At 63.1% G+C, this 19,582-nt stretch carries 18 protein-coding genes; 15 read left to right on the top strand and 3 right to left on the bottom strand.

The window, feature by feature from the left end:
* Genes CGLAUT_RS07740 through CGLAUT_RS07725 form a run of 4 tightly spaced genes read left to right on the top strand, consistent with a single transcriptional unit; the run spans window position 1 to window position 4,064 of the window.
* On the top strand, window positions 1–444 hold the full coding sequence (locus CGLAUT_RS07740; protein ID WP_290184431.1) for a YraN family protein: 444 nt from the start codon (window positions 1–3) through the stop codon (window positions 442–444).
* On the top strand, window positions 431–1,984 hold the full coding sequence (locus CGLAUT_RS07735) for a YifB family Mg chelatase-like AAA ATPase (protein WP_290184429.1): 1,554 nt from the start codon (window positions 431–433) through the stop codon (window positions 1,982–1,984). The genes CGLAUT_RS07740 and CGLAUT_RS07735 overlap by 14 nt, the downstream gene beginning before the upstream one ends.
* The gene (gene dprA / locus CGLAUT_RS07730; RefSeq protein ID WP_290184428.1) at window positions 1,981–3,150 is read left to right on the top strand and encodes a DNA-processing protein DprA; all 1,170 of its coding nucleotides are present in this window, start codon (window positions 1,981–1,983) and stop codon (window positions 3,148–3,150) included. The genes CGLAUT_RS07735 and dprA overlap by 4 nt, the downstream gene beginning before the upstream one ends.
* Window positions 3,151–3,161: 11 nt before the next feature.
* Window positions 3,162–4,064 carry a tyrosine recombinase XerC gene (locus CGLAUT_RS07725; protein ID WP_290184426.1) on the top strand — a complete coding sequence of 301 codons (903 nt, stop codon included), beginning with the start codon at window positions 3,162–3,164 and terminating at the stop codon, window positions 4,062–4,064.
* On the opposite strand, the gene CGLAUT_RS07720 is transcribed toward CGLAUT_RS07725, so the two are convergent.
* Window positions 4,027–4,584, bottom strand: coding sequence for a M23 family metallopeptidase (locus CGLAUT_RS07720; RefSeq protein ID WP_290184424.1), 558 nt, complete (start codon window positions 4,582–4,584; stop codon window positions 4,027–4,029). The two genes, CGLAUT_RS07725 and CGLAUT_RS07720, sit on opposite strands and share 38 nt — an antisense overlap.
* Window positions 4,585–4,884: 300 nt before the next feature.
* On the opposite strand from CGLAUT_RS07720, the gene rpsB reads away from it, so the two are divergent.
* The 4 genes from rpsB (at window position 4,885) to pyrH (ending at window position 9,424) form a co-directional block, all read left to right on the top strand.
* Window positions 4,885–5,865, top strand: a complete 981-nt coding sequence (rpsB, locus tag CGLAUT_RS07715; RefSeq protein WP_290184423.1) for a 30S ribosomal protein S2 — start codon at window positions 4,885–4,887, stop codon at window positions 5,863–5,865.
* A gap of 231 nt (window positions 5,866–6,096) precedes the next feature.
* Window positions 6,097–7,560: an integrase core domain-containing protein gene (locus CGLAUT_RS07710; protein WP_290184422.1), complete on the top strand. Its 1,464-nt coding sequence runs from the start codon at window positions 6,097–6,099 to the stop codon at window positions 7,558–7,560.
* A 193-nt stretch (window positions 7,561–7,753) separates the two neighbouring features.
* Window positions 7,754–8,572, top strand: a complete 819-nt coding sequence (tsf, locus tag CGLAUT_RS07705; RefSeq protein WP_290184421.1) for a translation elongation factor Ts — start codon at window positions 7,754–7,756, stop codon at window positions 8,570–8,572.
* Between the two features lie 168 nt (window positions 8,573–8,740).
* The gene (gene pyrH, locus CGLAUT_RS07700) at window positions 8,741–9,424 is read left to right on the top strand and encodes a UMP kinase (RefSeq protein ID WP_290184420.1); all 684 of its coding nucleotides are present in this window, start codon (window positions 8,741–8,743) and stop codon (window positions 9,422–9,424) included.
* On the opposite strand, the gene CGLAUT_RS07695 is transcribed toward pyrH, so the two are convergent.
* Window positions 9,421–10,503, bottom strand: a complete 1,083-nt coding sequence (locus CGLAUT_RS07695; protein WP_290184419.1) for an amidase family protein — start codon at window positions 10,501–10,503, stop codon at window positions 9,421–9,423. The two genes, pyrH and CGLAUT_RS07695, sit on opposite strands and share 4 nt — an antisense overlap.
* A 72-nt stretch (window positions 10,504–10,575) precedes the next feature.
* On the opposite strand from CGLAUT_RS07695, the gene frr reads away from it, so the two are divergent.
* The 3 genes from frr to rlmN all read left to right on the top strand — a co-directional run bounded on the left by frr (window position 10,576) and on the right by rlmN (window position 13,330).
* Entirely contained in the window at window positions 10,576–11,133 is a 558-nt protein-coding gene (gene frr / locus CGLAUT_RS07690) for a ribosome recycling factor (RefSeq protein WP_290184417.1), read from the top strand.
* A gap of 63 nt (window positions 11,134–11,196) precedes the next feature.
* The gene (locus CGLAUT_RS07685; RefSeq protein WP_425551730.1) at window positions 11,197–12,150 is read left to right on the top strand and encodes a phosphatidate cytidylyltransferase; all 954 of its coding nucleotides are present in this window, start codon (window positions 11,197–11,199) and stop codon (window positions 12,148–12,150) included.
* 64 nt (window positions 12,151–12,214) lie between these two features.
* On the top strand, window positions 12,215–13,330 hold the full coding sequence (rlmN, locus tag CGLAUT_RS07680; RefSeq protein ID WP_290184416.1) for a dual-specificity RNA methyltransferase RlmN: 1,116 nt from the start codon (window positions 12,215–12,217) through the stop codon (window positions 13,328–13,330).
* Window positions 13,331–13,408: 78 nt separating this feature from the next.
* Here the strand turns inward: rlmN and CGLAUT_RS07675 are convergent, their stop codons facing one another.
* Entirely contained in the window at window positions 13,409–13,963 is a 555-nt protein-coding gene (locus tag CGLAUT_RS07675) for a DUF2631 domain-containing protein (RefSeq protein ID WP_290184415.1), read from the bottom strand.
* A 111-nt stretch (window positions 13,964–14,074) separates the two neighbouring features.
* Between CGLAUT_RS07675 and dxr the strand changes: the two genes are divergently transcribed.
* From dxr to CGLAUT_RS07655, 4 genes are all read left to right on the top strand, one after another.
* Window positions 14,075–15,250 (top strand): 1-deoxy-D-xylulose-5-phosphate reductoisomerase, encoded by a 1,176-nt coding sequence (gene dxr, locus CGLAUT_RS07670; protein WP_290184413.1) that lies wholly within the window; start codon window positions 14,075–14,077, stop codon window positions 15,248–15,250.
* 2 nt (window positions 15,251–15,252) lie between these two features.
* Window positions 15,253–16,461 carry a M50 family metallopeptidase gene (locus CGLAUT_RS07665; RefSeq protein ID WP_290184412.1) on the top strand — a complete coding sequence of 403 codons (1,209 nt, stop codon included), beginning with the start codon at window positions 15,253–15,255 and terminating at the stop codon, window positions 16,459–16,461.
* A 29-nt stretch (window positions 16,462–16,490) separates the two neighbouring features.
* Window positions 16,491–17,654: a flavodoxin-dependent (E)-4-hydroxy-3-methylbut-2-enyl-diphosphate synthase gene (gene ispG, locus CGLAUT_RS07660; protein WP_290184410.1), complete on the top strand. Its 1,164-nt coding sequence runs from the start codon at window positions 16,491–16,493 to the stop codon at window positions 17,652–17,654.
* Between the two features lie 61 nt (window positions 17,655–17,715).
* On the top strand, window positions 17,716–19,539 hold the full coding sequence (locus CGLAUT_RS07655; RefSeq protein ID WP_290184408.1) for a penicillin-binding transpeptidase domain-containing protein: 1,824 nt from the start codon (window positions 17,716–17,718) through the stop codon (window positions 19,537–19,539).
* The last annotated feature ends 43 nt before the right edge of the window (window positions 19,540–19,582 follow it).

Below are 19,582 nucleotides of genomic sequence, written 5' to 3'. Positions count from 1 at the left end.
GTGACCACACAGCAGATGCCATCCACCACCACCCGCGGCAACACCGGCCAGCCGCCAGGCCATCCAGATAGCCCGATCGCCGACCAATACGCGCTGGGCAAGGCAGGCGAAGCCGCTGCGGTGCGCTGGTACGAGGAAATGGGGTGCCGGCTGTTCGGCGCGCGGGTGCGGTGCCGAGCCGGTGAGCTCGACGCGATCATGCTGGACCCGGACGGCACCGTGGTGTTTATTGAGGTGAAGACCCGCAGAAGCGGCGAGTACGGCGGAGCGGAGGCGGTGACCGCGAAGAAGCTTGCAACCATGCGACGGTGCGCCGCGGAGTGGCTGTCGCGCCACCCGGAGGCAGGTCCGAGGCCGGTGCGTTTCGACGTGGTGGATGTCCGCTTCGATGGGGCGGCTTTCACCGCGCGGCGCTACGAAGGGGTCGACGATGGCGCTTGCTAGCACGTGGAGCGCCACTGTCGAAGGGGTGGCCGCGCACATGGTCACCGTAGAGGCCAACGTCGGTCCGGGGCTTCCCGGGATGTACATGGTGGGCTTGGGCGATGCCGCGGTCAAGGAGTCACGTGAGCGCATCCGCACCGCCGTAGCCAACGCCGCGCTGCCCTGGCCGCGCACGAAGATCATGGTGTCGCTCTCGCCTGCGCACCTGCGCAAGGGTGGGTCGCACTTTGACCTTCCGATCGCCTTGAGTGTGCTCGGGAGTTTGGATCCGCGGGCGCAAGCGCGGCTTCAGCGCACCATGATCATGGGCGAGCTCGCGCTAGATGGCTCATTGCGACGCGTCGAAGGCGTCCTGCCAATGCTGCTGAAGTTGCAGCAACTGGGCGAGGATGGAACCGGGGACACTGCGGGTGGACGCGCGATCGACACGGTTGTCGTGCCGCGGGCGAATGCGCAGGAGGCGGCGTTGCTCAATCACGGCCACATCTTGGTGGGGGACTCGCTTCCGCAGGTGTGGCGGTGGTTGCTCGGGGAGGTTGAACTCGAAACCGCGTCCGCTGCGCAGGCGCCGTTCTCGGTTGACGGTGGACCAGACTTCGCTGACGTTGCGGGTCAACTGTTCGAGCGAGAAGCGATGGAGGTCGCGGCTGCGGGCGGGCACCACATGCTCATGGTGGGACCACCCGGGTCGGGGAAATCGATGCTCGCTGAACGCTTGCCGACGATCCTTCCGCCGCTGGGTGTAGACGAACAGATCACGACGACCGCGTTGCACTCCGCGTCGGGGATCTCCCGTGGGGAGATCGTGGTGCGACGGCCGTTTATCGCGCCGCACCCGTCGCTGACGAAGGTTGAGCTCATTGGCGGCGGTGCTGGCACCCCGCAGCCGGGCGCGGTGAGCCAAGCGCATAACGGTGTGCTGTTTCTCGACGAGGCCTCTGAGATAAACGCGGGGGTGTTGGACGCGCTGCGCATCCCGATTGAAACCGGCCGTGTGGTGATCCGCCGTCACCACCGCGAGCACATGTTCCCGGCGGATTTCCAGCTCATCCTCGCCGCGAACCCGTGCCCGTGCGGTAAGGAAGCAGCGGAGTGCCGTTGCCACCCAACTGCCCGGTCGAATCACTTGGCGAACATTTCGGGACCGCTGCGTGATCGGTTGGACATTTTCTTGCTCACCTCATCCCAGTCGGCGATCGTCAGCCCGGAGGGGGCGGAAAGTTCCGCCGAGATCGCGCAGCGGGTAGCCCAAGCCCGTGAACGGGCGGCGTGGCGCTGGCAGCAGGCGGGCCTTGAGGTTTCAGTGAATGCACGCGTGCCGTCCACCCTCATCCGACGAGATTTCACCGCCGATGAGGAGTCCATGGTGACCCTGCAACGCATGCTGTATCGCCGCGAACTAACTCAACGAGGCGTCGACCGAACGTTAAAGCTGGCCTGGACAATCGCTGATCTAGCTGGCGAGGACATCCCGCATATCGACCACGTGGATAAGGCAATTGCGCTGCGCGGCGGGTTAATGCAGGTGGTGAGCGCATGAGTTCGCTTGAGTCGTGGGCGTACTTGAGCCGGGTCGTGGAGGGGCCCTCACCGCATCTGCAAGCGTTGCTGCGCGTCGGGCACGACGCGGACGAGATCGCCCGTGGCGTGCGGCAAAGGGAGACATGGATCGGTGGCTTGTTAGGTCCCACCGAGAGGCGCTTCGAAATTGAACGAGCGGAGGACGATCTGCGCGAGGCGGCGGAGCTGGGGTACCACCTGCTCACGCCTGAGCACCCGAATTGGCCGATTGAGGCAATTCAGCGCAGTTTCAGTGCAGCCGATTCAGGCGAGCTTGAACGTGGTTGCGAGCCCCACGTGTTGTGGGTGCGCGGCAACCAAAATCTGCCGAGCTTATTTGATGCGGCGGTGGGGATTGTGGGTACCCGCAACGCGTCTGTATATGGGCATCAAGCCACCGCGGATCTCGTTGGCGGGCTGGCCAAGCATCGCTACACGATTGTCTCGGGCGGGGCGTTAGGCATCGACACCGTGGCTCATGACACGGCACTGGCGGCGGGTACGCCTTCTGTAGTGGTTACGGCGTGCGGGCCGGGAGTGACGTATCCGAAGCAGAACGAGCGGCTCTTTAACAGAGTCGCCAAACAGGGTGGGGCAATCATTTCGGAATACCCTCCCGGAACGACTCCTGACCGACATCGTTTTCTCACCCGTAACCGCCTCATTGCCGCGCTGTCACGAGGCAGCGTGGTCATCGAGGCGGCGTACCGCTCGGGGGCGTTGAACACGATGAAGTGGGCTAGGACGTTCAACCGTGTGTGCATGTCAGTGCCAGGCTCCATCATGAGCCAGGGCTCGTTGGGCACGAACCTGCTGATCTACAACAAAGAAGCGCAGATGGTGCTCAATGCTGATCAGATCCACGAATTGCTGAGCCCCGTCGGCGAGGTCGACGCGCAGATGGCCTTGGAATTCAAACACGAACCTAGCCCGCTCCAGCAGCTGTCCTACAACGAGTTGCGCGTCTACGACTCACTGCCGCCCGTCGGCCGAGGAGCGTCCGACGCGGAAACCGTTGCTGCTGCAGCAGGGATGGCTGTGGGGATTACCGTTCACCTGCTGCTTGAACTGGAGCAGCGCAAGCTGGTTGCGCGAGACAAGCGGCTCTGGCGCAGGGTGCCGCTTGGCGACGAGTCGCTGGAGTAAACTCCTGTGGCGTGAGTGAAGGAAGCAGCCAAATCCAGGCGGCGGTGGAGGACTTTGCCGAACATGCCCGCCTGGTGCTTGGTCGTTCCGAAAACACTGTGCGCGCCTATCAATCCGACCTCGCGCTGCTTACGGGAGTCATCGATAAGTTTGCTGACTTCACGCTGGAGAACCTGCGCTTGTGGCTTGCGGATGCAGTTGCGCAAGGCAAGGCTCGTTCGACGCTGGCGCGTCGCACTGCGTCGGTGCGGGCGTTCTCTACGTGGGCGTATCACCAGGGCTACATCGAGGCTGATGTTGCCGCGCGCCTGGTGACGCCGAAAATCAACCGACCGCTGCCAACTGTGGTTCGCCCCGAGACGGCAGAAACGATGGTGTCCGGGGAGGCTACGGAAGAAGAGCGTGCGTCAGGGCCGGAGTCGCTGCGCGACCGCGCCATGCTCGAGCTGCTGTACGCCACGGGCATGCGCGTGGGCGAACTCACCGGGCTTGAGGTTGGCGACGTTGACTTCGGGCGCAATCTCGCGAAGGTTACCGGCAAAGGCAACAAGCAACGCGTGGTGCCGTTCGGTGCACCGGCGGAGCGCGCGGTCAAAGCGTGGCTCGATGGCGGGCGCCCGGAGCTCGCCGAAGAGGGTGAAGTCGCGCTCTTTGTGGGCAGTCGGGGTAAGCGGATCGACCCTCGTCAGGTGCGCAGGGTAGTGGAGCGTGCTGCGCAGCGCGCGGGTGCGGCCGACGTGACGCCGCACTCCATGCGCCATTCCGCTGCGACGCACCTGCTCGAGGGCGGGGCTGATCTTCGCGTGGTGCAGGAACTGCTCGGGCATTCGAGTCTGCAGACCACGCAGATCTACACGCACGTGTCGGCGCAGCGCCTCAAGAAGGTGTACGACCAAGCGCATCCGCGCGCGTAGGTCGGTCGCCCTGCGTGGCTGGTTTGAGGCGGATACGAGGGGCGTCGAGCAGCGTCAACGGGTCGATGTAAGCGTCGGGACCGGTGCGGACTCCCCAGTGCAGGCCGTCGTGTTCACCTGAGTGGGCAGGGACGGGGCGCGCGAGGGTGCCGATCACTTGACCCTCTTCAACGGAGTCGCCGACCGTTAGTGAACTGTGCACGGGTTGGTAAGTGGTGCGAAGGCCTTCGGGGTGGGCGTCCGAAGGCGGGTGATCGATCGAAACCACCGGGGTCCCAGCCACGACACCGACAAACGCCACGGCTCCACTGCCCGCTGCCACTACAGCCGCGCCGGGGCGTGCGGCCAGGTCTACGCCGCGGTGGCCGGGAAGCCAATTCTTCTCCGGGATTTCAGCACGGCGGGTGACGTGGGTCGGGTGAGGCATCCCGGTGGTTGGGTCAACCCAAGCGAGTGCGGTTGCGGGGGTGAAGAAGAGGATGATGGCGGTGCAGAAGACCGTCGTCAAGCGAATGCCCATGAAGCGAGCAAACCGCAAACTTTGGGCCCTGCCAAGCGCGACGACTGCCCTCCTGTGGATAACTGCGAAACGGCGGGCGAGTTATCCACAATCTCGCAGTTCAATTAGGTTTTCTCTCAGGTGGTGGGTAGAGTAATGCCCGCAGTCTGGAAAGACTGACTACGCGCGCCGATAATGCCAGCTCAGCAACGGTCCCTGCGATACGGGTGCCGAGGTGGCCCGGTGCTAGGGCGCGGGATAAAAACCCGCGCAGCAAGACCAGAAAAACCGAACGATTTTTCTCCGAAGGAGATCATTCCCATGGCAGTTGTAACCATGCGCGAACTCCTCGACGCGGGTGTCCACTTTGGCCACCAGACGCGTCGCTGGAACCCGAAGATGCGTCGCTTCATCTTCACCGACCGCAACGGCATCTACATCATCGACCTGCAGCAGACGCTGACCTACATCGACGAGGCGTACGAGTTTGTCAAGGAGACTGTCGCACACGGCGGCACCATCCTGTTCGTCGGTACTAAGAAGCAGGCCCAGGAGCCGATCCAGGAAGAAGCTGAGCGCGTCGGCATGCCGTACGTGACCCACCGTTGGCTCGGTGGCATGCTCACCAACTTCCAGACCGTGTCCAAGCGCATCGCCCGCATGAAGGAACTGCAGGCCATGGATGCAGCCGAGGAAGGCTACGCAGGCCGCGGTAAGAAGGAAGTGCTCATGCTCAACCGCGAGCGCATCAAGCTCGAGCGCGTGCTGGGCGGCATCTCCGACATGACCAAGGCGCCGTCCGCGCTGTGGATCGTGGACACCAACAAGGAGCACATCGCTGTCTCCGAGGCGCAAAAGCTGCGCATCCCGGTTGTTGCTGTGCTGGACACCAACTGTGACCCGGATGTTGTCGATTACCCGATCCCGGGCAACGATGACGCAATTCGCTCCGTGAAGCTGCTCACCCACATTGTGGGCGAGGCTGTCAACGAGGGCAAGCAGCAGCGCGAGGAGCGCCAGCTGGCGAAGGCTCGCGAGGCTGCAGGCGATACCGACGCCAAGATCCAGGCCGAGGCATCCCTGGCCGCAGCAGAGGCAGCAGCTTCCGACGAGGTTTCCGCAGCTGATGCCGGTGCTGCCGCTGCCGCTGCAGAAGCAACCGCACCGCAGGTTGTTGAAGAGGTTGAGCAGCCGGCTGCCGTCCGTGCCACAGAGCAGGCAGCAGCCGCTCCGGCCAACGAGACTGGCAAGGTTGACGAAGGCATCCAGATCTCTGGCACCGAGTCCGCGACCCAGGCGTAAGCCGACACTCGCGTAACGCCGACTGCGTTTTACCAAGCCCCGCTCACGCTGTTCTCAAAAGCAGCGCGGACGGGGCTTCATGCATGCAGCTTGATTGCAACCGCTTCCCGGTAGCGGCAGTACTTGGTGAGAGGCTGTGATGTCTGGGGACTTCTTGGACATGGAGTCCAGGAGGTTTTTGGGCATGATGTCTAGAGGCTTTTTGGACGCGTGCGGCGGTGGAATAGTCCGATGGCTATTTCATTGCACAAGCGTAGAAAGGTCGCTGATTTCGATCCGGTCCGCGACGGCAAAACGATCACACAGTTTTGCAAAGAATTGGGCATCTCGCGTCAGACGTACGCCAACATCAAAGACCGGGTATCTCAAAGGGGCCGATCTGGCATTTTGCCGGATTCGACCGCCCCGAAGAACCCGGCGAGAAAGTTTGATGGCGCCGACAAAATCGCGGTTGTTAACGCTAGACATCATTTGATGGAACAGGGGTTGGATTACGGCCCGTGGTCGATCTATTACTACTTGTTCGATTCCGTCGGTGCTGATCGCACCCCGTCGCGTTCTACCATCGCGTCGTGGCTTCACGAGCTGGGTTTTGTCGATGCCAATGCCCGTAAACGCCCACGCAGCTCGTATAAACGATTCGCCCGCGATTTCGTTGGTGAGCTGTGGCAGATCGACGGGCTGGTCTACCGTCTGTTCGACCATGCGCACACGCACGTGACGATTTACCAGATCATCGACGACGCCAGCAGATTCGATGTAGGTACCAAAGCATTCGCTTTGCCGGAAAACGGTACTGATGCGCGCGCTGCATTAGCCGAGGCATTTGCTGTCTACGGCAAACCCCAAGAGATCCTCTCCGATAACGGCGAGGCGTTCGCCACTTATCACCGTGGACATCTCTCAGCTACTGAAGTGTGGCTCGCCAGCGAAGGTGTTCTTGCTATTGCTGGGTTTGCTCCCACAACCCAAGGAAAAGACGAGCGCTCCCACCGCACGCTGACCCAATTCCTGGACGCACGCCACCCAGCAAGCCTCACCGAGGTCAACAAGTATCTCGCTGAATATCGTCAGGTGTACAACGAGCGACGACGCCACCAATCACTGCTGGTGGGCAAAATGCATATCACCCCACGCCAAGCTTTCGACACCTTCCCCAAGGCAGCACCACCCACGCATCCGCTTGATCCTGAAAATGTTTGGGCCCGTGTGGTCGCTTTCAACCAGGCACACAACTCTCAAGCAGCATTCACAGTGATAAACGGCCCCGAGGAAGCGGCAACTTCACCCGAGGCCAGCACCGATGACGTGGCAGCTCAGCAAGGCTTACCTCCCACCGATACCCCCACATTAACGATGCCGACGACACGATCAACAAACAGCTGGGGCATCCCAGACGAACTCCGAGTAAGCAAAGACGGAGTTGTCCGCGTGCTCGCCCACGGCCTCTACATCGGCCTGAGATTCAAAAATCGTCTGCTCTACACCACGGTCACAGCCGACAACGTCGCCGAGTTCTTCACAGCCCACGACGGTGAATTTCTTTTCAGCGTGCCGCTACCGATCACGCTGAGCCACAGGCCACCCGGCGGGCAAATCAACATCAACCTGGTCGAAGGAATGAAACACCGCCAACCACCACAGCTTCAACCGAACCTGTCCAAGCCACGGCCAAAACGCAGACCACAACGATGATCAGCTAAGCGCGTCCAAAAACCCCACCGACTCCACGTCCAAAAAGTCCTCGGACTCCACGTCCAAGAACTCTATGGACATAACATACTTGGTGAGAGGCGCCCTTAGCCTGGACCCACCGCTGCCGGGCAAGTTGACTTCGACTACTCTTTCTTACGTTAAACACCATCCATTTTGAGGAGGAATCGCCCCGATGGCGAACTACACCGCAGCAGATGTCAAGAAGCTCCGTGAGACCACTGGCTCCGGCATGCTCGACTGCAAGAAGGCACTCGAGGAAACCGGCGGCGACTTCGACAAGGCCGTCGAGCAACTGCGCATCAAGGGCGCCAAGGACGTGGGCAAGCGTGCTGAGCGCAACGCGCTCGAGGGCCTGGTTGCAGTTCACGAGAACACCATCGTGGAGATCAACTCCGAGACCGACTTCGTGGCTAAGAACCAGGAGTTCAAGGACATCGCCGCCGAGATCGCGAAGGCAGCCTCTGCAGCGAAGGCCAACTCCCAGGAGGAGCTGGCAAACGCTGACGTGAACGGCGAGACCGCGCACGACGTGCTCGAGCGCCTCTCCGCCAAGATCGGTGAGAAGCTGGAACTGCGCCGCGCCGCCACCATCGAGGGCGACAACATTGAGGCGTACCTGCACCAGAAGGCTGCCGATCTGCCGCCGGCAGTGGGCGTGCTGGTTGCCTACACCGGCGACAACGCTGAGGCTGCACACCAGGTCGCGCTGCAGATTGCTGCGATGAAGGCTCGTTACCTCACCCAGGAGAACGTCCCGGCTGACGTCGTCGAAAAGGAGCGCGCAGTCCAGGAAGAGATCACCCGCAACGAGGGCAAGCCGGAAGCTGCCATCGCCAAGATCGTTGAGGGCCGCATGGGTGGCTTCTTCAAGGATGTCGTGCTGCTCGACCAGCCGTCCCTGGCTGACTCCAAGAAGACCGTGAAGCAGTTCGCTGACGAGGCTGGCATCCAGATCACCGACTTCGTCCGCTACGAGGTCGGCCAGGCATAAGCACTGCCTAGCCGGATGAAGGCCCCTTGCCCCGAAGATGGCGAGGGGCCTTGTCATGTCCAAAACGGCTAAGATCGAACCGGACTTGCCAACCACAAAGCAACATCGATAAAGGAGTGTCTCGCGGTGACTGAGCCGAACACCCAACGCAAAGGATTCAAAAGAGTCATGTTGAAGCTGGGTGGTGAGATGTTCGGCGGTGGAAAGGTCGGCATCGACCCGGATGTCGTGGAGAGCGTCGCTGCACAGATCGCTGCGGTAGCCAAGACCGGTGCAGAGATCGCTGTGGTGATTGGCGGCGGCAACTTCTTCCGCGGCGCGCAGTTGCAACAGCGCGGCATGGACCGCGCCCGTTCTGACTACATGGGCATGCTCGGCACCGTGATGAACTGCCTGGCGCTCCAGGACTTCTTGCAGCAAGAAGGCGTGGATTGCCGTGTGCAAACCGCGATCAACATGGCCCAGATCGCTGAGCCGTACCTGCCGCTGCGTGCAGCCCGCCACTTGGAGAAGGGCCGCGTTGTGATCTTCGGCGCCGGAATGGGCATGCCGTACTTCTCCACGGACACCACCGCCGCGCAGCGCGCACTGGAGATCGGCTGCGAGGTCCTGCTCATGGCGAAGGGCGTCGACGGCGTCTACGACTCCGACCCGCGCACCAATCCGGATGCCAAGATGTTCGATGAGATTACCCCGCGCGAGGTCATCGAGAAGGGCCTGAAGGTCGCAGACGCCACCGCGTTCTCCCTCTGCATGGACAATAACATGCCGATTTTGGTGTTCAACCTGCTCAAGGAAGGCAACATTGCCCGCGCCGTGTCTGGCGAGCAGGTGGGCACGCTCGTCGCTTAGCGCTCAGCTCCAGGCAGGATTGCCTCAACCTCCGCGGCGAGCGCAAGCAGCTCTGCACCGTTGATTGTGAGCGCGCCGAGGTGCACCGGCCCGAGCGCGACCGCTGGTGTGCCGGTGACGTTGAACAGCGAGCACCACGGTGACCACACCGTTTGCTGGTAAAAGCTCTCATCTGGGCTGAGCGAGGAAAAATACCCCAGCTTCGGCGGGTCGAACGCCAGCGTGGGGGAGAGCAGCACATCTACGCCCCAGTGGCGTGCCAGTAAGCCCGGCAGTGCTTCGCAATGCGCCTGCGCTGCATCCAACTCGTCGGCAGTAATTCTCTGACCCTGCGCCTTCAGCCACGCGAGATACGCGTTGTCCAGCGGATCAATCTTCGCAAAGGCCCGCTTAATCCGCGTCGAAAAATGCCCGAATGTCTCGCGGGCTTCGGGGTAGGGATGGAGCTCCACCACATCGTGCTGAAGGGAGCTCGCAAGCTTATCGACGGTTCCCCCGCGACACCCATCCACCGCAGCGTCAACGAACAATGCTTCGGTGAGCACGCCGATACGCAAGCGCCGATGAGGTGGGCGCGGCCATCCAAGAATCGTGAACTGGTCGGCGACAGTGCGCGTGAGGAATCCGTGCGCAGCAATACTGCGACCGCGACCTTTGAAGCCAACGACCTCGCAGGCAGCTGCCGGGACGCGGATCGAGCCGCCAGCATCGGTGCCGTGCGCTGCGCGGGCTAGGCCTAGCCCCACCGCCACGCCAGCGCCGGTCGAAGATCCTCCGGGTGTGCAACCGGGATATGCGGGCGACTCCAATACCGGCACTCCGTCGCGCTCTGCGTAGCAGGTCGCGCCGAGTTCGGAGGTGAGCGTCTTGGCGGGGATCGCGGCCCCGGCGTCGAGAAGCATGTGCACAATGGGATCGCTTTCGACTGCGAGGCGCGAGCGCTGTGGATTGCCATCAGTGGTGGGCATGCCAGCGACGTCGGTGGAGTCTTTGACGGGTATCTCCCAGCCAGCGAGCCTCCCGCTGTTGCTTGTGCGCAGTGGCTCACGAGCGACAAAGCTGAACGCGGGGTGGTGCATGGCAACAGTCTAGGGGTCGGGCCCGCTGGTAGATTGAAGGGGAACATTTTGTAGAAGAAGGTAGGAATCCCCATGATTGATGACGTTTTGCTTGACGCCGAAGAGCGCATGACCTCCTCCGTTGACCACACCCGCGATGAGTTGGTGACCATTCGCACTGGTCGCGCGAACCCGGCGATGTTCAACGGCGTCATGGCGGATTTCTATGGCGCACCTACGCCGATCAACCAGATGGCAACGATTTCCGTGCCGGAACCGCGAATGCTAATCGTGAAGCCGTACGACCCGTCCACCATGGGTGAAATCGAGAACGCCATCCGCAATTCCGACCTCGGCGTGAACCCGACCGATGACGGCCAGGTAATCCGCGTGACCATTCCGCAGCTCACTGAGGAGCGCCGTAAGGATCTGGTGAAGCAGGCCAAGTCGAAAGGTGAAGAGGGTAAGGTTGCGATCCGCAACGTCCGCCGCCACGGCATGGAAGCGCTGAAAAAGATCCAAAAGGACGGCGACGCGGGCGAGGACGAGGTGCAGACTGCGGAGAAGGCGCTGGACAAGACCACACAGACCTACGTGGCTCAGATTGATGATCTGGTGGCGAAGAAGGAAGCCGAGCTGATGGAGGTCTAACCTCCAGCCTTCCCTTCCCTCGTTTCGCAAGACTCGTCTCCTCACCTCACGAAAGCTTTGCCAGTGACCGAACCGCGCACCGACCGAACCGCCGCCAGTGCCAGGGCAAGCGCTGATCGCGCGAACCCTAGCCGGTGGCCGTCGGCGCCCCGGCTCAAAGCCCCCAAACCCAAGAACAAAGCGGGGCGCGACCTGCCGGCGGCAATCATCACCGGTGTGGTGCTCGGTGCCTTGGTCATCGGTGCCGTGTACGTCGGTCCGACAGCCTGGTACCCACTGGTCGCCGTGGCGGTGGCACTGGCGATGTGGGAGGTGCTGACCCGCCTGCGCGAGGCTGGCTACCAGCAACCCCGCACGCTGCTGATCATTTTGGGCCAGATTATGCTCTGGGCGTCCTCCATCTACGCCTCGGGTGGCCTGGTGGGCGCCTACGCCATCACCGTGCTGTTCTTGATGTTCTGGCGCCTGTTCCACAATGGCCGAGAAGCGAAACCGGAGAACTACCTGCGCGACACGGCGGTGGGCATCTTCGTACTCACCTGGATCCCGCTGTTCGGCTCGTTCGCGGCGATGATCTCGCTTATCGACGAGGGCGGCATCCCCGGCTCCAACTTCATCCTCGCGTTCATGCTCTGCGTGGTAGCGAGCGATGTTGGCGGGTATGTCGCCGGCGTGATGTTCGGGTCCCACCCAATGGCGCCGGCGGTGAGCCCAAACAAGAGTTGGGAAGGATTCGCCGGCTCCATCGTGTTCGGCATCATCACCGGCACGCTGGTGGTGCACTTCCTCATCCAGGGCCCCTGGTGGATGGGCATCATCATGGGTGTCGCGCTGGTTGTCTGCGCGACCATGGGCGACCTGGTGGAAAGCCAATTCAAGCGCGAGCTGGGCATTAAGGACATGTCGAACCTTCTGCCGGGCCACGGTGGACTCATGGATCGTCTCGACGGCATGTTGCCCGCTGCGGCCGCCACCTACGCGCTGCTCAATGCCGCGGTAATCATGAACCCGTTCTAAGGGGTCCACCGCGCGCGCCTGGATTGGCCGGGCGGGCGCGTGACGTGCCACAATGGGGCACATCATGAGCGAGAACAAGGGCACCATCCCCACCATCCAGCTGCTTGCGCCGAAGCGCGGCATGCCACCGAAGCACTTCGCGGACTTGACTAAAGACGAGCGCATCGACGCACTCAACGAGCTCGGCCTGCCGAAGTTCCGCGCCGACCAGATCGCGCGCCACTACTACGGCAAGTTCGAGGCCGATCCGCTGACAATGACTGACCTGCCGGAGGCGCAGCGCCAACTGGTCAAAGATGCCCTGTTTCCCACCCTGCTCACCCCGGTGCGCACTGTGGAAACCGACGAGGGTGACACCACCAAGACGCTCTGGCGCCTTCACGACGGCATCCTGCTGGAATCGGTGCTCATGCGCTACCCGGACCGCGCAACCCTGTGCATCTCTTCGCAGGCCGGTTGCGGCATGGCGTGCCCGTTCTGCGCCACCGGCCAAGGCGGTCTCGACCGCAACCTGTCCACCGCCGAAATCGTAGACCAGGTCCGCGAAGCTGCCGCCATGATGCAGGCGGAAGGCTCGCGCCTGTCCAACATCGTGTTCATGGGCATGGGGGAGCCGCTGGCCAACTACAACCGCGTTGTCTCCGCGGTGCGCCAAATCACCCAGCCGTCGCCGGACGGGTTCGGCATCTCGCAGCGCAACGTCACTGTTTCCACGGTTGGGCTCGCTCCGCAGATTCGCAAGCTCGCCGACGAGGACCTGTCCTGCACGCTGGCGGTGAGCCTGCACACCCCGGATGACGAGCTGCGCGACGAGCTCGTGCCCATGAACAACCGCCACTCGGTCGCCGATGTGCTTGATGCCGCTCGTTACTACGCCGACCAGACCGGCCGCCGCGTGTCCATCGAGTACGCGCTCATCCGCGACATCAACGACCATGACTTCCGCGCCGACATGCTGGGCAAGAAGCTTCACCAGGCGCTCGGTTCGAAGGTGCACGTCAACCTCATCCCGCTCAATCCCACGCCGGGTTCAAAGTGGGATGCCTCGCCCAAGGCCCGCCAGGACGAGTTCGTCCGCCGCGTCATCGCTCAGGGCGTGACCTGCACGGTCCGCGACACGAAGGGCCAAGAGATCGCAGCGGCCTGCGGCCAGCTCGCGGCAGACGAGAAGGCAGGATAAGAGCCATTTGCTTTACGACGAAGGCCCGGTCCCCATCAAACGGGGATCCGGGCCTTAAGCGTTCTGGGAGCTTAGTGCCTAGCGGCGGGTGGCGCGCTCGCGTGGCTCGACGCGAACGACCTCAACCTGCTCCACCTCGTGAGCTGGTGCGCTCGTGATCGTGCGGTGTTCAGCGGTGCGGTGCTGCCCGGTCGTAACATGCTGCGCAGAGCCACCGCGCAGGTGAGCGACGCGGGACGGATCGATGTTCAGGGCGCGCAGCTGGCGCTCATCAAGATTCTCGTAGACGCCAGAGAGGGTCTTCTGGTCGTATGCCCAATCCGGCTCCTGGTGGCCAACCGGCTTGTTGTGAGCGGTAACGGTGCGGACCTGGTTCAGCTTCGGCTGGGTTGCGTGGATGAGCAGGCCGAGCGCCATCAGCACAGCCAAGGTGACAAGCCAGACGGTTTCAACGTGGCCCTGGTGGTTGCCGAAGTTGTAGGCAACCAAGATAAGCACGGAGATCCAGCCTGCGATCTGCACCGCGCCACGACCCATTTCGCTCCAACCGAAGCGCGCGGAAGGCACATCTGCTTCAGAAACGCCGTTGTAGACCTGCGGCTGACGGGTGTTGTCGTGGTGGGCCACTGCCATCTCTCCTTTATCTGAACAGTATTGGCGCCATTGTCTCACACCCACGGCGACGTATGGCAACGAATACCCCCTAAACCACCGAAAGTTTTACCGCCGCGAAAGCGTGCCACAATGAACGGCGTGAAAACAGTTCTCATTTTGGGTTCCACGGGCTCCATCGGCACGCAGGCGCTTGAGGTCATCGGTGCTAATCGCGAGGCATTCGTGGTCGCCGGGATCGCTGCGGCCGGCAGCGATCCGGACGCGATCATCGCCCAAGCCCGGGAGTTCAATCTGCGTCCGGATCAGGTGGCAGTGTCGCGCGCAGATGCGGCCGAGCACGTTGGTGCGGAACTTGGTGGCGAAGTGCTCTCTGGCGAGGACGCTGCACGGAAGCTTATCGACGCTTGTCCCGCCGACGTGGTGCTCAATGCGCTGGTGGGTGCTGCTGGCTTGAGCTCGACCATCGCGACCCTGGACGCGGGTTCCGTCCTCGCGCTGGCGAATAAGGAATCACTGGTGGCGGGTGGACGCTTCGTCGTCAAGCAAGCCCAGCCTGACCAGCTGGTGCCGGTGGACTCTGAGCATTCCGCGATGGCCCAGTGCCTGCGAGCTGGGCGAGCTGAGGAAGTGGCGAGGTTTGTGCTGACCGCTTCCGGCGGGCCGTTTCGGGGCTGGAGCCGCGAGGAGATGATGGAGGTGACTCCGGCGCAGGCGGTGACGCATCCGACCTGGTCGATGGGGACGATGAACACAATCAACTCCGCGACGATGGTGAATAAGGGGTTGGAGCTCATCGAGGCCGCGCTGCTCTTCGACATCGACCCGGACATTATCGACGTCACCGTGCACCCGCAGTCCGTCATCCACTCGATGGTGACGTTTGTGGATGGGGCGTCGATTGCGCAGGCCTCGCCGCCGTCGATGAAGATGCCGATCGCGCACGCGCTTGCTTGGCCCGGACGGGTAAGCGGCGCGCAGCCTGCGCTGGATTTCTCGCAGGCGTTCTCGTGGACGTTCGAACCGGTGGACAACGAGGCATTTCCGGCCGTGGAGCTTGCGCGTAGCGCGGTTAAGCACGGCGATCCGTATCCGGCGATTTACAATGCGGCGAACGAGGTCGCCGTCGACGCGTTCTTCGCTGAGCGGATCAGGTTCCCGGAGATTGTAGATGTGATTGCAGAGGTCCTCGGGGCGGCGGGGGAGTACGCCCGCGTGCCCGGCAGTGTCGAGGAGATCCTGGCTGTGGACGGCAGAGCGCGCGAGGCTGCGGCCGAGGTGATTGAGCGCATCGAGGCTGGGCGCTAACCGTGGGAGCGCTCGGCATCATTCTGTTCGCCCTTGGCATCGCGGCATCGGTCGCGCTGCACGAGGCGGGGCACATGTTCACCGCGCGTGCGTTCGGCATGCGGGTGCGGCGCTACTTCATCGGGTTCGGCCCGAAGGTGTGGTCTACCACTAAGGGCCACACCGAATACGGCATCGCGGCGCTTCCGTTTGGCGGCTACTGCGAGATCGCCGGCATGACGGCGATGGATCCGGTGACGCCGGAAGAGGCGCCGCACGCGATGATGCACAAACCCGCGTGGCAGCGCATTGCCGTGATGATCGGCGGCATTGTGATGAACCTGCTCATCGGCGTGGTCACGATCTACCTCGTCGCGGTGCTCTCGGGCATCCCGAACCCTGACGCCGACTACTCGCCGCGGGTGGGGGAGCTGACCTGCACCTCGGACCAGATCGACCGGGAGACGCTCGCCGAGTGCTCCGGACCTGGGCCTGCGGAACGCGCAGGACTCCGCGCGGGAGACGTGATTCTTTCCGTTGACGGCCAAAAAGTCGAGCAGTTCTACGAGGTGCGCGATTACGTCTTCGCCCATCCCGGGGAAACGGTCGAGGTTGCATACGAGCGCGGCGGCGTAGCGGGAACCGCCAACGTGGAAGTCGACCCGGTGACTCGGATCAACCTGCAGACCGGCGAGGTGATTCAGGCGGGCGCGATCGGCGTGGCGGCGGCACCGATCGAGGATGCGGTCAAGCAGTTCGGCCCGGTCGAGGCGGTGCCCGCGACTGCGACGTTCACCGGCGAGATGCTGGGGGCAACAGTGCAGGGCATTATCTCATTTCCATCGAAGATTCCGGGTGTGGTGGCATCAATCTTTGGCGCGGAGCGCGACGTTGAGGGCCCGGTGAGTGTAATCGGCGCATCTCGTGCCGGTGGCGAGATAGTGGAGCGGCAGGCTTGGCCGGTGTTCTTCATGATGCTGGCCAGCATGAACTTCTTCCTTGCGCTGTTCAACCTGGTGCCGCTGCCACCGCTCGACGGCGGGCACATTGCGGTGATTTTGTACGAGAAGATCCGCGATTTCTTCCGCCGCCTGCGCGGCCTGCCCCCGGGGCCGCCTGCGGACTACCGAAAGCTCATGCCGCTGACCTACACCATGGCAATTCTGCTGCTCGGCATCGGCGTGTTTGTGATGGTCGCGGACGTGATCAACCCGGTCCGGCTCTTCGGGTAAGGCACGACTCCGGTGCTAAGGTAGGCCCCATGACTCTCCCCATCGGATTAGGCATTCCTGAAGGCCCGCCGCCTACGCTGGCACCCCGGCGCAAAACCCGCCAGCTCATGGTCGGGGATGTGGGGGTTGGCTCGGAACACCCGATCACTGTGCAGTCCATGACCACCACGAAGACGCACGACATCAACGCCACGCTGCAGCAGATTGCCCAGCTGGCGACCGCGGGCTGCGACATCGTGCGCGTCGCATGTCCGAAGACGGTCGACGCTGAGGCCCTCCCAGCGATCGCGGCGAAGAGCCCGATCCCGGTGATCGCGGACATTCACTTCCAACCGAAGTACATCTTCGCTGCGATCGACGCCGGCTGCGCCGCGGTCCGCGTGAACCCGGGCAACATCAAGGAGTTCGACGGCCGCGTTAAGGAAGTCGCGAAGGCGGCAGGCGACGCGGGCATCCCGATCCGTATCGGCGTCAACGGCGGCTCGCTGGATAAGCGCCTCCTGGAGAAGTACGGCAAGGCCACGCCGGAAGCCTTGGTCGAATCCGCGGTTTATGAGGCCGGGCTGTTCGAGGAGCACGGCTATGGCGACATCGCGATTTCGGTGAAGCACTCCGATCCGGTGCTCATGGTCGAGGCGTACCGCCAACTCGCCGAGGTCACCGACTACCCGCTGCACCTCGGAGTCACGGAAGCTGGCCCGAAGTTCATGGGCACGATCAAGTCCTCGGTAGCTTTCGGTGCCCTGCTCGCGGAAGGCATCGGCGACACCATCCGCGTCTCCCTCTCGGCCGACCCGGTTGAGGAGATCAAGGTGGGCGACCAGATTCTGCAGTCGTTGAACCTGCGCCCCCGCAAGCTCGAGATCGTCTCCTGCCCGTCGTGCGGACGCGCCCAGGTAGACGTGTACAAGCTCGCAGAGGAGGTCACCGCAGGCCTTGATGGCATGGAGTTCCCGCTGCGCGTTGCCGTGATGGGTTGCGTCGTCAACGGCCCCGGCGAAGCTCGCGATGCGGACCTCGGAGTCGCGTCCGGCAACGGCAAGGGTCAGATCTTTGTCAAGGGCGAGGTCGTTGAGACGGTGCCGGAGGACCAGATCGTCGAAACACTGATCGCCCACGCGAACCGCATCGCCGAGGAGGAGGGCCTCGAACAGATCTCCGGAGCGAAGGCCGAGGTCAAGGTTACGCGCTAGACGCAAATGGACACCTCGCAGGCAGCGCCGGTTCACCCGCCGGTGCTGTTACCTTTTTCCTATGCGCCGTCTTTTCACCCTGCTCGCAAGCACAATTCTCCTTGCGGCAGGGTTGGTCGGCTGCACTCCGCGCCCCAATTCCGCCGAGCCGGTCGCTGAGGCAGTCCTCCAAGCAATCGCATCGCGCGAGTTCGGAGAGCTCCCATCGCTTGTCGACGACCCCTCGGCGGCGCAATCCTCCATCGAGACAACCTGGAGTGGCCTCCAAGCCGAGGGGCTGAGCGCTGAGCTCACCGACCTCACCCAGAACGACACGCTAGCCACCGCCACCTACGCGCTGACGTGGCAGCTGCCTCGCGAACGCGAGTTCGCCTACGACGCCACCATGACGCTCACCCAGGAAGGCGACAAGTGGACTGCCCGCTGGCAACCGTCGGTGATGCACCCGAAGCTCGGCGCGCATCAGCATCTCGAACTGCGGGCGATTCAGGCCCGTCAGGCGAGCGTGGTCTCTTCCGATGGTGTCGAGCTGCTGCGTCCGGGACTGGCCTACCGCGTGCTGGTGGAGCCGTCGGCAATGCGCTCCGCTCCGGACACTGCCAACCGCATCGCTTCCGCACTCGCCGCCGCGCACGAGGGCGATGCGGCCGTGCCTTTGCGAGACGCAGGAGACCTGACTCCCGCGCTGGAGAGTGCGAGCGACACCTACTCCGTGGCAGTCATTCCCGCGTCCGCCAAGGGTGGATTCGAGGCCGCGTTGGGGGAGGCGCCAGGCGTGCGCCTTAACGAGGAAGCCGCGATGGTGAACGCCGACCCCAGCTTTGCCCCTGACATTATGGCGCGTGTGGGCCAGCTCGTTGGGGATGACCTGGAAGGCGAACCCGGGTGGAGCGTATCCGTCGTTAATGAAAATGGTGCTGAATACGAGCAGGTGAAGCGATCCGACCCCGAACCCTCACCTGCGATTGAGATCAGCCTCGACCACCAAGTGCAGCGGGCTGCGGAGGAAGCGCTGACGGCGGTCGGCGGACAACAGGCAATGATCGTGGCCATTCGACCTTCCACCGGTGGGGTGCTTGCGATTGCACAAACTGCGGAGGCGGATCGCAACGGCAACCTGGCGACCATGGGCCAGTACCCGCCCGGTTCGACGTTCAAGATCATCACTTCGGCCGCTGGCTTAGAGCGCCAAGATCTCACCCCCGACAGTATTGTGCCGTGCCCGAGCACGATGGACCTCTACGGCCGAGTGGTGACCAACTATGCGGGATTCGGACTTGGCAGTGTGCCGCTGGAGACTGCGTTCGCGCGTTCCTGCAACACCACCTTCGCCGACATGTCGACGAGGCTTGCGCCTGGCGAGCTGCAGGAGGTGGGCAAGCAGTTCGGTCTCGGACTTGATTTCACCATCCCCGGTCTTGAGACCATTACTGGCTCCATCCCGGAAGGCGAGACCCCACTTGAGCGCACAGAAGCGGGGTACGGACAGGGCTACGACCTGGTGAGTCCGTTCGGCATGGCGCTGGTGTCCGCGACCGCTGCGCATGGGCAAATGCCGATGCCGTACCTCATTTCCGGTGAGACAACCGAGGTTGGGGAGCAGGTGGAGCAGCTTAGCGGGGAAGCGGTCGAGCAATTGCGCCGCTTGATGGCATCGGTGACTGCGCCAGGCGGCACCGCAGCCGGGATGGGCGCCGGTGGCGACATTCGCGGCAAGACCGGTGAGGCGGAATTCACCGGCGGGTCGCACGCGTGGTTCACTGGGTACCGCGCCGATGATGACATCGCGTTTGCCACCCTGGTGGTGCGCGGCGGCGGCTCGGAGATCGCGGTGCAACTCACCGACGCGATGCTGCGGAACCTCGACGCGGTGCGAAACCCGTAGCCAGCCCCTCCCGCTAAGTGAGAAGAAATCCGGGGACTAGCAT

Source organism: Corynebacterium glaucum (assembly GCF_030408855.1).
In the GTDB taxonomy this organism is placed as follows: domain Bacteria; phylum Actinomycetota; class Actinomycetes; order Mycobacteriales; family Mycobacteriaceae; genus Corynebacterium; species Corynebacterium glaucum.
The sequence above is the reverse complement of the archived record's forward strand: the minus strand, read 5'-3'. Positions and strand labels throughout refer to the sequence as shown.

Bases quoted from the DNA above. Each gene is read 5' to 3' on its own strand.
- dxr (WP_290184413.1), top strand. From the start codon at position 14,075: ATGAACGGCGTGAAAACAGTTCTCATTTTGGGTTCCACGGGCTCCATC.
- dprA (WP_290184428.1), top strand. From the start codon at position 1,981: ATGAGTTCGCTTGAGTCGTGGGCGTACTTGAGCCGGGTCGTGGAGGGG.
- rpsB (WP_290184423.1), top strand. From the start codon at position 4,885: ATGGCAGTTGTAACCATGCGCGAACTCCTCGACGCGGGTGTCCACTTT.
- CGLAUT_RS07695 (WP_290184419.1), bottom strand. From the start codon at position 10,503: ATGCACCACCCCGCGTTCAGCTTTGTCGCTCGTGAGCCACTGCGCACA.
- CGLAUT_RS07675 (WP_290184415.1), bottom strand. From the start codon at position 13,963: ATGGCAGTGGCCCACCACGACAACACCCGTCAGCCGCAGGTCTACAAC.
- frr (WP_290184417.1), top strand. From the start codon at position 10,576: ATGATTGATGACGTTTTGCTTGACGCCGAAGAGCGCATGACCTCCTCC.
- pyrH (WP_290184420.1), top strand. From the start codon at position 8,741: ATGTTGAAGCTGGGTGGTGAGATGTTCGGCGGTGGAAAGGTCGGCATC.
- CGLAUT_RS07655 (WP_290184408.1), top strand. From the start codon at position 17,716: ATGCGCCGTCTTTTCACCCTGCTCGCAAGCACAATTCTCCTTGCGGCA.
- CGLAUT_RS07720 (WP_290184424.1), bottom strand. From the start codon at position 4,584: ATGGGCATTCGCTTGACGACGGTCTTCTGCACCGCCATCATCCTCTTC.
- CGLAUT_RS07735 (WP_290184429.1), top strand. From the start codon at position 431: ATGGCGCTTGCTAGCACGTGGAGCGCCACTGTCGAAGGGGTGGCCGCG.
- ispG (WP_290184410.1), top strand. From the start codon at position 16,491: ATGACTCTCCCCATCGGATTAGGCATTCCTGAAGGCCCGCCGCCTACG.
- rlmN (WP_290184416.1), top strand. From the start codon at position 12,215: ATGAGCGAGAACAAGGGCACCATCCCCACCATCCAGCTGCTTGCGCCG.
- CGLAUT_RS07710 (WP_290184422.1), top strand. From the start codon at position 6,097: ATGGCTATTTCATTGCACAAGCGTAGAAAGGTCGCTGATTTCGATCCG.
- tsf (WP_290184421.1), top strand. From the start codon at position 7,754: ATGGCGAACTACACCGCAGCAGATGTCAAGAAGCTCCGTGAGACCACT.